This window comes from Micromonospora sp. NPDC002411, assembly GCF_053592955.1.
The window spans coordinates 1-11,073 of record NZ_JBSFBM010000230.1 but is presented as its reverse complement, the minus strand read 5'-3'; the positions used below and the strand labels follow the sequence as shown (position 1 = coordinate 11,073).

Annotated in this window: 8 protein-coding genes and 4 pseudogenes; 2 read left to right on the top strand and 10 right to left on the bottom strand. The window is 71.7% G+C overall.

Annotation, left to right across the window (positions count from 1 at the left end; translation table 11 throughout):
• Nucleotides 1-37: 37 nt before the first annotated feature.
• Nucleotides 38-865, bottom strand: a pseudogene (locus tag ACWCO3_RS24125) (OB-fold nucleic acid binding domain-containing protein); the annotation flags it as partial.
• A 6-nt stretch (nucleotides 866-871) separates the two neighbouring features.
• Between ACWCO3_RS24125 and ACWCO3_RS24120 the strand changes: the two are divergent.
• Nucleotides 872-1,606, top strand: a pseudogene (locus ACWCO3_RS24120) (SCO7613 C-terminal domain-containing membrane protein); the annotation flags it as partial.
• A gap of 84 nt (nucleotides 1,607-1,690) precedes the next feature.
• Here the strand turns inward: ACWCO3_RS24120 and purE are convergent.
• The 6 genes and pseudogenes from purE to ACWCO3_RS24090 all read right to left on the bottom strand — a co-directional run bounded on the left by purE (nucleotide 1,691) and on the right by ACWCO3_RS24090 (nucleotide 8,469).
• Nucleotides 1,691-2,182 (bottom strand): 5-(carboxyamino)imidazole ribonucleotide mutase, encoded by a 492-nt coding sequence (purE, locus tag ACWCO3_RS24115; protein WP_358073991.1) that lies wholly within the window; start codon nucleotides 2,180-2,182, stop codon nucleotides 1,691-1,693.
• 23 nt (nucleotides 2,183-2,205) lie between these two features.
• Nucleotides 2,206-3,381 (bottom strand): 5-(carboxyamino)imidazole ribonucleotide synthase, encoded by a 1,176-nt coding sequence (locus tag ACWCO3_RS24110; RefSeq protein ID WP_145786374.1) that lies wholly within the window; start codon nucleotides 3,379-3,381, stop codon nucleotides 2,206-2,208.
• 99 nt (nucleotides 3,382-3,480) lie between these two features.
• Nucleotides 3,481-5,526, bottom strand: coding sequence for a thioredoxin domain-containing protein (locus ACWCO3_RS24105; protein ID WP_450012165.1), 2,046 nt, complete (start codon nucleotides 5,524-5,526; stop codon nucleotides 3,481-3,483).
• A gap of 40 nt (nucleotides 5,527-5,566) precedes the next feature.
• Nucleotides 5,567-7,009: pseudogene (locus ACWCO3_RS24100) on the bottom strand (putative bifunctional diguanylate cyclase/phosphodiesterase); the annotation flags it as partial.
• 65 nt (nucleotides 7,010-7,074) lie between these two features.
• A complete protein-coding gene (locus ACWCO3_RS24095; RefSeq protein WP_450012164.1) occupies nucleotides 7,075-7,683 on the bottom strand; it encodes a DedA family protein in 609 nt (202 codons plus the stop codon).
• Nucleotides 7,684-7,785: 102 nt separating this feature from the next.
• Nucleotides 7,786-8,469, bottom strand: a complete 684-nt coding sequence (locus tag ACWCO3_RS24090; RefSeq protein ID WP_341874430.1) for a class I SAM-dependent methyltransferase — start codon at nucleotides 8,467-8,469, stop codon at nucleotides 7,786-7,788.
• A gap of 183 nt (nucleotides 8,470-8,652) precedes the next feature.
• On the opposite strand from ACWCO3_RS24090, the gene ACWCO3_RS24085 reads away from it, so the two are divergent.
• Nucleotides 8,653-8,856, top strand: coding sequence for a cold-shock protein (locus ACWCO3_RS24085; RefSeq protein ID WP_007072071.1), 204 nt, complete (start codon nucleotides 8,653-8,655; stop codon nucleotides 8,854-8,856).
• A 48-nt stretch (nucleotides 8,857-8,904) separates the two neighbouring features.
• Here ACWCO3_RS24085 and ACWCO3_RS24080 read toward each other — a convergent pair whose 3' ends face one another.
• The 3 genes and pseudogenes from ACWCO3_RS24080 to ACWCO3_RS24070 all read right to left on the bottom strand — a co-directional run.
• Nucleotides 8,905-10,185, bottom strand: coding sequence for an MFS transporter (locus ACWCO3_RS24080; RefSeq protein WP_358165126.1), 1,281 nt, complete (start codon nucleotides 10,183-10,185; stop codon nucleotides 8,905-8,907).
• On the bottom strand, nucleotides 10,182-10,757 hold the full coding sequence (locus tag ACWCO3_RS24075) for an ArsR/SmtB family transcription factor (protein WP_145779839.1): 576 nt from the start codon (nucleotides 10,755-10,757) through the stop codon (nucleotides 10,182-10,184). Before ACWCO3_RS24075 ends, ACWCO3_RS24080 begins: the two co-directional genes overlap by 4 nt.
• A 107-nt stretch (nucleotides 10,758-10,864) precedes the next feature.
• Nucleotides 10,865-11,073, bottom strand: a pseudogene (locus ACWCO3_RS24070) (hypothetical protein); the annotation flags it as partial.

The window sequence follows — 11,073 nt, the reverse complement described above, 5'->3', positions numbered from 1 at the left end:
GCCCGGCCGGCGATGACGCCGGCTGGGCCGCGGACGGTCAGCTCACGTTGGCCGGGCCGAGGACGCTCTTCAGGTCACCCATCAGCGCGGTCGTCGCCGCCACCCGGAACGGGCCCAGCCGCAGGGTGGTGGTGCGCCCGCCGTTGAGGAGTTTGACGTGCACCTCGGTGTCGCCGGGGTGCAGCACCAGGGTTTCCTTGAGCTTCTCCATCAGTGGCGGCGTGCAGCGGTGCACCGGGATCGTGAGGGTGACCGGCTTGTTGGTGGCGCTGGTGCTGACGTCCGGCATGGACATGTCCATCGCCATGATCCGGGGGGTGTCGTCGCGGCGGTCCACCCGACCCTTGACCACCACGATGGCGTCCTCGGCGATGTACTGCCCGATCACCTCGTAGGTGTTGGGGAAGAACAGCGCCTCCACCCCACCGGCGAGATCCTCCAGGGTGGCCGAGGCCCAGGCGCGGCCCTGCTTGGTGACCCGGCGCTGCACCCCGGAGAGGATGCCGGCGAGGGTGACCACCGCCCCGTCGGGCACCGCGCCGTCCTCGGCCAGGGACGCGATGGTGGTGTCGGCCGCAGCGCCGAGGATGTGCTCCAGACCGAACAGCGGGTGGTCGGACACGTACAGGCCGAGCATCTCCCGCTCGAAGGCCAGCTTGTCGCGCTTGTCCCACTCACTGTCACCGATGACCGGCATCACCGTGGTGCTGCCGGTGTCGGCGTCACCGAAGCCCGCGCCGAAGAGGTCGTACTGGCCGACCGCCTCCTTGCGCTTGACGTCGGCGTACGCGTCGATGGCGTCGGCGTGAACCGCGAGCAGCCCCTTGCGGGGGTGGTCGAGGGAGTCGAACGCACCCGCCTTGACCCGGTCTGGTCCGCGTTCGGGGTGCTCGCGGTCGGGGCCGTACTCCAGGTGTTCGCGGCGGTCCTGCCCCGGCTGCGGCAACCCGAGGCGCAGCGTGAGGCCTCCACGGTGCAGTGGAGCGGATACGCTGCCGCGCTCATCGCCCTGGCCCTCGCCTTCGACTCGCCCCGACACATCGCCGCCCTGCTGGCCGCCTGGGGCGCGGTGCTCGGCGTGGCGGCGACCAGGCCCGGTCGCCGGCCGGTGGAACGCCGGATCCTGTTCTGGGCGGTGGTGGTCTGCGAGATCACCGCCTGGTGGATCCTGATGCGGGTCGCCGACGTCGCGCTGCCCGAGGCGTACACCTTGCCGTTCGCCGCACTGGCCCTGCTCGTCGGAGTCCTCGAACTGCGTCACCGACCTGATCTGAGCAGCTGGGTGGCGTACGGGCCGGCGTTGGTCACCGCCTTCGTCCCGACCCTGGCCATCGTCCTGGCCACCGAGTCCAGCACCCTGCGGCAGATGCTGTTGCTGCTCGGCGCGGTCGCGGTGCTGATCTTCGGCTCGTCCACCCGGCAGCAGGCCCCGGTGATCGTCGGCGCGTCGGTCACCGCGATCACCGCGATCCACGCGCTGGTCAGCCTCGGCCCGTGGCTCGCGCTCATCCCGGTCGGCATCCTGCTGCTCGTGCTCGGGGCGAGCAACGAGCGCCGCCGCCGCGCCCAGGAACGCCTTCAGACCGCCCTGCGCGGCATGAGATGAGACCGGAGGGTCACGGCGGGATGGGTGACGACGCAGGCTGAGAGGGCGCGCTTCCCACGCCGCTGCGGCTGGTGGGGGGCAGCGTTAGCGGAGGGTTTTCTGGAGGGCTGCTTCCTTGGTGGCTACCAGCTCCTCCAGCTCCCGCTGGTAGGTCGTCATCCTGGTGCGCAACCCCTCGTCGGAGGCGCCGAGGATCCGTACGGCGAGCAGGCCGGCGTTGCGCGCGTTGCCGATCGACACGGTGGCGACCGGAACACCGGCCGGCATCTGCACGATGGACAGCAGCGAGTCCATGCCGTCGAGGTGCTTCAGCGGCACCGGTACACCGATCACCGGCAGTGGCGTCACCGAGGCCACCATGCCCGGCAGTGCGGCGGCACCGCCCGCCCCGGCGATGATCACCTTGAGGCCACGGGCGGCGGCGTCGCGGCCGTACTCGATCATCGCGACCGGAGTCCGGTGCGCCGAGACCACGCGCACCTCGTACGACACGCCGAAGTCGTCCAGCACCTCGGCGGCGGCCCGCATGGTCGGCCAGTCCGAGTCACTGCCCATGATCAACCCGACGGTGCTCACTGCGGCCCTCTCCTCGTTCCCGCTCACTCGTGCCCCTCGCACAGCCAACGAACGGCCCGTGCCGCCCGCGCCCGTACGTCATCCAGGTCGTCGCCGAGCACCGTGACGTGCCCGATCTTGCGGCCCGGTCGCACCTGCTTGCCGTAGAGGTGCACCTTCGCGCCCGGCTCGGCGGCGAAGAGGTGGTGCAACCGCTCGTCGATCGACATCCCGCCGGGCTCACCGCCGAGCACGTTCGCCGACACCACCACCGGCGCGGTCAGCGCCGTGTCGCCCATCGGGTAGTCCAGAACCGCCCGCACGTGCTGCTCGAACTGGGAGGTCCGGGCACCCTCGATGGTCCAGTGCCCGGAGTTGTGCGGGCGCATCGCCAGCTCGTTGACCACGATGGCGGGACGGCCAGCGTCGTCACGGACCTCGAACAGCTCCACGGCCAGCAGACCGATCACACCGAGCGCGGTGGCCAGGTCGATGGCGAGCTGCTGCGCGGAGACCGCCAGCTCCTCGTCCAGGTCGGGCGCCGGGGCCAGCACCTCCACGTTGATGCCGTCGCGCTGCACGGTCTCGACCACCGGGTACGCGGCCACCTGACCGAACGGCGACCGGGCCACCTGCACTGCCAACTCCCGGCGCAGCGGCACCCGCTCCTCGACGATCAGCCGCGTGCCCCCGGCCAGCAGGGTTTCTGCCAGCTCGGTGGCCTGGGCGGCGTCGTCGACCATCCAGACGCCCCGGCCGTCGTACCCGCCGCGCGCCGCCTTGAGCACCACGGGCCAACCGACCTGCTCGCCGAAACCGACCAGGTCGGCGGGCTCAGCGACCGGTCGCCACGCCGGGTTGGGAGCACCCAGCTCGGTGAGGCGTTCCCGCATCACCTGCTTGTCCTGGGCGTGCAGCAACGCGTCCGCCGGCGGGTAGAGGGTCACCCCTTCCGCCGCCAGCGTGCGGATGTGCTCGGAGGGCACATGCTCGTGGTCGAAGGTGACGACGTCGCAGCCCTTGGCGAAGGTACGCAGGGCGGCCAGGTCGGTGTGGTCGCCGTACTGGACGTCGGCGGCGACCAGCGCCGCGCCGTCGTCGGGGGCGGTCGCGAGCACACGCAGTGACTGGCCGAGGGCGATCGCGGCCTGGTGGGTCATCCGGGCCAACTGGCCGCCACCCACCATGCCGACAACAGGCAGTCCGGTACGGGAATCCATAGCGCGGCCAGCCTATCCGGGCCCTCGGCACGCCTCCCCGGAGGGCCGGCGACCCTGCGCCGGGCGTCCCGTTCCCACACCGGCGTGGCGCACCGACGACTACCGCGTGCTACCCAGCTCGGCGACCAACTCCTCGACGGAGGTGACCGGCCGCTGACAGACGAAACCCCGGCAGACGTACGCGGCGGACCGGCCGTCGACCAGCGGACGGTCGGCGAGCAGCGGCACACCGGGCTGGTCCGGGCGGCCGGCGACCACCACCGCCCCGGGCGGGGCGTGCCGACGGGCAGCGGCCACCAGGGGGTCGTCCGCCGGGTCCTCGGTGACGACGGCGATCTCGTACGGCCCCGAGAGCAACGCCTCGCCGGTCATGGCCGCGTACCCGGTGAACCGCGGGTGCCGCCCGACGATCGGCGCGACGGTGGCGAGCGCCGCCTCGGCGGCCTCCCGGTAACGGGTCTCCCCGGTCAGGGCCGAGTACGCGACGAGCCCGGCGATCAACGCCGACCGGCCGGACGGGGTGGCGTTGTCGGTCGGGTCGGCGGGTCGGGCGACCAGCTGTTCCGCGTCGTCGGGGGTGTCGTAGAAGGCCCCACCGGGTGCGGCGAAGCGCGCCAGCGCGGTGTCCAGCAGCTCGCCGGCCAGCGTCAGCCAGCGCCCCTCGCCGGTGAGCTGGTGCAACACGCAGAAGGCCTCGGCCACACTGCCGTAGTCCTCCAGGACACCGGCCGGCTCGCCGACCTTGCCGTCCCGGGAGACCCGACGCAGCCGGCCGTCCACCAGGTGCACGGTGGCCAGGTGCTCGGCGGCCTGACGCATCGCGCCGTCGGCGACGATGGTCACGCCGTCCATCAGGTTGGCGTCCTCGTCCTGCGGAGACGCGTACAGGGCGGCGACCTGCTGGAACTCGGCGATGGCGGTGATCGCCAGCCCGTTCCAGGCGGCCACCACCTTGTCGTCGCGGGCCGGCTGCGGACGGGTGTCCCGGGCCGCGAGCAGCCGTCCCACCGCCTGCTGCCAGCGGGCGCGGACCTCCGGCGCGGCATCGTCGACGTCCCGAGCAAGCCTGAGCACGCTCGTGCCGTGCTCAAAGGTGCCCTCGTCGGTCACCGTGAACAGGTCGGCGGCGAACCTGCCGTCCTCCTCGCCCAGCGCCTCGACGAGCTGTCCGGGCGTCCAGGCGTAGGTGAGGCCCTCGACGCCCTCGGTGTCGGCGTCCAGCGCGGACGCGAAGCCCTCGCCCGGTCGGTGCAGCTCGTCGGCGAGGAACCGGGCGGTGTCCCGGGCGACACGGCGGGCCAGCGCGTCACCGGTGAGCCGCCACAGCTGGGTGTAGAGACGGAGCAGGAGCGCATTGTCGTAGAGCATCTTCTCGAAGTGCGGCACCGTCCAGTGCGCGTCCACCGAGTAGCGGGCGAAGCCGCCGGCGAGCTGGTCGTAGATGCCGCCCCTGGCCATCGCCTCGGCGGTGTGCCGGGTGATCTCCAAGCTCTGCGGGTCACCGGTGCGCTGGTGGTGGCGCAGCAGGAAGAGCAGGTTCATGTGCGGCGGGAACTTCGGGGCACCGCCGAAGCCGCCGTTCGTCGCGTCGTACTCGCTGGCCAGTTGGCCGGCCGCGGCGTCGAGCAGCGGCGCGTCCAGCGGGGCGGTGGGGCCACCGACGGCCTGCGCGCCGCCGATCGCCTCGACCACGGCGGCACCCTGGCGTACTACCGCCTCGCGCTGCTCCCGCCACGCGGTGGTGACCGACTGGAGCAACTGGACGAAGTTGGCCTTCGGGAAGTAGGTGCCGCAGAAGAACGGGGTGCCGTCCGGGGTGGCGAAGACGGTCATCGGCCAGCCGCCCTGGCCGGTCATCGCCTGGGTCGCGGTCATGTAGATCGCGTCCACGTCCGGACGCTCCTCGCGATCCACCTTGATCGACACGAAGTTGTCGTTCAGCAAGGCCCCGACCTGCTCGTTCTCGAACGACTCGTGGGCCATCACGTGACACCAGTGGCAGGCCGCGTAACCCACCGAGATGAGCACCGGGACGTCGCGCCGTTTCGCCTCGGCGAACGCCTCGTCGGACCACTGCCACCAGTCGACCGGGTTGTCGGCGTGCTGGAGCAGGTACGGACTGGTGGCGTCGACGAGTCGGTTCACCCGACGACCATAACCACCCCTGCTCGGACGTGCCCGGCGGTCAGGAGGCGCCGTCGGCGCGGAGCCGGAACACGTTCGACTCCGCCGAGTCGCGCAGCGACCCCAGCACCGCGCCGATCTTGTCCGCCGGCATCGGCTTGAAGAAGTGGTAGCCCTGCGCGGAGGTGCAGCCCAGCTCGGCCAGGGCCATCCGCTGCTCGGCGGTCTCCACCCCTTCGGCGACCACGCGCAACCCCAGCTCGTGGGCGAGACCCACCGTCGTCCGGACGATCGCCGCCGCCTCCGGCGAGTCCGCCATCCGGATCACGAACGAGCGGTCCACCTTCAACTCGTCCACGGCGATCCGGGTGAGGAAGGTCAGCGACGAGAAGCCGGTGCCGAAGTCGTCCACAGCGAGTTGCACGCCCATCGACCGGAGGGTGGCCAGCACCTCGTCGATGACCTCCAACTCGCTCATCACCACCGTCTCGGTGATCTCCAGGACGAGCCGGTGCGGTGGCACCTGGTGTCGGCGCAGCGCGTCGGCGATCTCCGCCGGCAACCGGGGGTCCAGCAGGCTGCGTGCCGACAGGTTGACCGAGATCGGGACGTCCAACCCCTCCCGGGCCCAGCCGGCGGCCACACCGAGCGCCTTGTCCAGCACGTAGCGGGTGAAGGTGCCGAGCTGCTCGCTGTTTTCCACCGGCCGGATGAAGTCGGCCGGGTTCAGCCACCCACGCCGCGGGTGCTGCCAGCGGATCAGCGCCTCCACGCCGGTGGGCGCGCCCGTGGTCAGGTCGACCGCCGGCTGCAACGCCAGCACCAGCTGGTCGTCGACAGTCAACGCCTCCCGAAGCTCGGCCAGCAGGGCGAGCTGATCAGTGCTGGCAGCGTCGCGGGTGCCGTCGTACGCCGCGACGTTGCCGCCGCCCTCCTTGGCCTGGTACATGGCGATGTCGGCGCGGCGCAGCAGTTCGGTCAGGTCGGCGGTGCCGGCGTCGGCCACCACCACACCGACGGAGACCTCGATCGACATCCGGACGCCGGCCACCTCGGTCGGCGCGGCCAGCCGTTCGGCGATCTCCCGGGCCTGGCGCATCGCGTGGGCCATCGGGGCGGCCCGGTCGCCGAGCACCGGTACTGCGGTCAGGAGCAGGGCGAACTCGTCACCGCCGAGGCGACCGAGCAGGTCGCCGGGGCGAACCAGCGTGTCGAGCCGGTTCGCGGTCAGCCGCAGCAACTGGTCGCCCGCCGCATGACCGAGGGTGTCGTTGACTTCCTTGAACTGATTGATGTCCAGCAGCAACAACGCCACCGGGTGATCGTGCGCGAGCTGCCGCAGCGACTGGTCACCCTTGCCGAGCATCGCCGCCCGGTTGACCAACCCGGTGAGCGGGTCGTGCACCGCCTCGTACGACGATCGGGCGGTCACCAACCGCAGCTCGCGGTGAGTCGCGGCGTCGTGCAGCGCGGCAGCGAGCGCGTCGCCGAACGCGGCCAGGGATCAAGCCTGACCGCCCGGAGCCGGGCACGGCGGGCCCCCGCCTCACCACCGCAACCACCCGAAGATCAAGAAGCAACAGCGAACAGCCGCCGCCGCGCCCCCAGCAACACGACGGAAGCCAACACCACCCCGACCCCCATCGTGATCACCAGTGGGCTGGGCTCACCGGGCAGCAGCCCGGCGATGGACCGCGCCGCGGTGCCCAGCGCGAGGTAGAGACCGGCCCAGGCAGCCGCGCCGAGCGTGGCGCAGCCGAGGAACCGGCGGTACGACATCCGCAGCCCACCGGCGGCCAGCGGAAGCAGCGCGTTGAACACGGGCAGGAACGGCGCGACGACCATCATCCGGCCGCCACCGCGACGCAGGATTCCCTCCGCCGCGACCCAGCGTGCCTCGCCGATCCAATCGCCGATCCGGCTGTGTCGTAGCTGCTCGGCGTAGCGGCGGCCGACCAGGAAACTCAGCGACCAACCGGCCAGGCAGCCGACCATGACAGCGGCGAAGGTGGCCAGCCCGGTGCTCGGGCGGCCCACCCCGACGGCGGCGAGGATCGCCACGTCGCCGGGGACCAGGACACCCAGCAGGGGTACGGCATCGAAGAGCATGACGAGCCCGAGCGCGCCCATCAGCAGCAGAACAGGCAGTTCTCCGATCTGGGCCAGCCATTGCGTCATGCCTCGTACGCTATGGCCGCCGCACCACTTCGGACATCCGGTTGTTGCCCCCAGCGACCCCTGGCTTCCGTCTCGGGGTCGCCCCTGAGACACCGCCGGCGCTCAGACGGGCCGCAGCACCTGTACTCGGCGTAGTGGCGAGTCGACCGACGGTTCGGTGGTGGGCACCGGATAGTCGGCGAGCACCGTCAGACGGTCGACCGGCAGGTGCTCCCGGCCGGGGTCACCGACCAGCACGTCGGCGCCCGCGGCGGCGATCCGTTCCAGGAACGGCAGCATCCGGTCGGCCATCGCGCGGTCGTAGAAGACGTCCCCGGCGACCACCAGGTCGGCTTCCGCGTCGAAGCTGTCGAGCAGGTCGTCCCCGACCGCGTCGACGGCGACCTGGTTGGCTCGCGCGTTGATGGTGACGGCGGCGACGGCGTACGGGTCGATGTCGTTGGCGATCACCTGCGTGGCGCCGGCCAGTGCGGCCGCGATGGCGACCAGTCCCGACCCGGCGGCGAGGTCGAGCACTCGGCGACCGGCGGCCAGCTCCGGGTGGTCCAGGAGGTGACGGGCCAGCGCCTGGCCCCCGGCCCAGGCGGACGCCCAGTAGGGCGCCGGCAGGGCGTGGCCGGCGTTGGCTTCCATCCGGGCCCACCAGACGATGGCGTCCTCGGCCAGGTGCAGCCGCACCTCGGGGACGAACGGAGTGGGGACCAGCCGGAGCCGGTCCAGGCCGGCTCCGGGAGCGTCGATCTCGCGCTCCAGCTCGGTCAGCGCGTCGGCTGCGGCACCCGTCATCGGCGCAAGCATGCCCCAGCGGGGCGTGGTCGGGGCGGCTTTCACGTGCCGGCGCGCAGAGTTCACTCGAAGACCTACGGCACTTCGGCCAGCAGATTGGGGTTTCGCCCGTTACTGTCGAACAGGTACGGGCGATCATCGGCCAGAGGTCGATGGTCAGCCGCTTTGAACAGGGAGAGATGCATGGCAACCGGCACGGTTAAGTGGTTCAACTCGGAAAAGGGCTTCGGCTTCATCGAGCAGGATGGTGGAGGGCCGGACGTGTTCGTCCACTACTCCGCCATCGCGACGAGCGGCTACCGGGAGCTCAACGAGGGCCAGAAGGTCGAGTTCGAGGTGACCCAGGGGCAGAAGGGTCCGCAGGCGGACAACGTCCGCCCGATGTAGCTCCGTGCCGGTGACGGCGGCCGGGTTCCGGCCGCCGTCGCAGCGCACTCAAGACGCCACCGGGGCGGCGGGCAGGTCCCGCCGCCTCCGGATTGGCCCGATCAACAGGATCAACGGGGTGAACGCCTGCCAGGCGGTCATCACGAACACTGCTGTCCCGACGTCGTAGTGCGCGCCGATCACACCGGCCAGCACGGCCGCCACCGGGATCGTGCCGTAGTTGAGCAGCTGCATGCTCACCGTCACCCGGCCCAGCATGTGGTGCGGCGTGTAGGTCTGCCGGAAGGCGCCCTTGACCACGTTGCCGACGGCCACGCCGAGGCCGACCAGCAGGCCACCGAGCGCTGGCCAGGCCAACCCGACGCCCGGCGCGGCCAGGGGGATGACCAATGCCGGCGGGCCGGCGAGCACCCCACCGATCAGCAGGGCCCGGGCGGTCCCCCAACGCCGGCCGACTCTGGCGGCCACCAGCGCCCCGATGATGCCTCCGACGCTCATCACCCCGACCAGCGCGCCGACCAGGCCGGGTTCGAGGCGCAGCTCGCGGACCAGGAAGACCACCAGGACGGCCTGGTAGCCGCTCAGCCCGAAGTTGCTGGCCGCGCCGAAGGCCGTCAGCACCCGCAGGTACGGGTCCCGGACGACGAAGCGCAGCCCCTCGGCGATGTCCTGACGCAGTGACCGGGATCGGTCCGGCCGACGTACGCGTGGTTCACGGGTGCGGATCCGCAGCAGCAGCGCCGCCGAGGCGAGGAACGTGAGCGCGTCCAGCAGCAGGGCGGCCACGGCGCCGGTGAGCTGGGCGATCAGGCCGGCGAGGCCGGGCCCGACAACGTGGCTCACGGTCTGCGTCGCCTGGAGCTTCGCGTTGCCCTCGGGTAGCTGCTCGGGTCGCAGCAGCACCGGCAGGTAGACCTGGTCGGCGGTCTCGAAGAAGACCCGCGCGGCGCCGGCGCTGAGAGCGACCACCAGCAGGTGCGCGACGGTGAGCCAGCCCAGCACGGCGGCGAGCGGCACACTGAGGAAGGCCGACGCGCAGAACAGGTCGCACACCACCATCACCGATCGGCGGGGCAGCCGGTCCACCCACGCTCCGGCCGGCAGGCCGATCAACAGCCAGGGCAGCCAGGCCGCGGCGGTGAGCACCGCGACCTGGAAGGTGCTGGCGTCGAGGACGGCGACCGCGACCAGGGGCAGCGCGACGGTGGTGACGTTGCTGCCGACGCTGCTGACCGTCTGACCGGCCCAGAGCAGGCGGAAGTCGCGGTGCCGCAGCAACCCGCCGGTCGGCTGGACGTCGAACGACTGGTTGCGGGTGGCGGTGGTCACGGTCGGGCCGGTACGCCGTGGATGAACAGGAAGACCGGTCGACGTTCGGCGTCGTCGTCGGGCAGGTCCCGGTCGGCCCAGCGCGCGAGGACGTCGTTCAGCTCGTGGCTCAGCTCGGCCAGTTCGCCCGGCGTGAGGTGCAGCCAGCGGTCGGTGGAGAACGGCGCGTCCTCCCAGGTTGCCTGGCTGGCTTCGTCGGTGGCGTGCCACGCGCGAGCCAGGGCGACGTGCCGGTCGAGGTTGAGCGAGGTGGCCGCGTCGGCGACCACTCGGGCGGCCGGGTCGGCGTCGAAGTCGGCGTTGGACCAGCGCAGGCCCCTGCTGACCAGCCGCCACCACCGCTCACGCCGGTCCCGGGCCAGCTCGGGTGCCTCGGTGACCAGGTCCGCCGCGGCGAGGACCTTGAGGTGGTGGCTGACGTTCGCCGGCGCCTGGTCGGTGCGCTCGGCAAGCAGGCCGACGGTCGAGGGACCGTGCACCTTGAGCACGTCCATCAGGCGGCGGCGAAGCGGGTGGGCCATCGCGGCCAGTGCCCGCGAGTCGGTGATCTGGCGTACGTCAGGGCTTTCCATGCCCCCACCATGACATCCGCAAGAACTGTTGCGCAATAGATATTGCCCAACGATCATTGCGGAAGCGTGGAGAGGGGCGGCCCGGCGGCTACGGGCCGCCCCTCCGCTCAGGCGACGAGCCGGCGGGCCAGTTCGTCGGCGACCTGCTTGGCGATGGTGGGCGGGATCGCCGCAGCGATCTCCTCCGGCGTCAGCCCGGCCAGCACGCCCTGCACGATCGCCGCCTCGTCGGTGAAGTCCTTCGCGGCCAGTGCGTTCAGCTTGTTCTGCAGGTCGGTGAGCTGCGCCGTCATCGCCCGCAGGTTCCAGTTGCCGG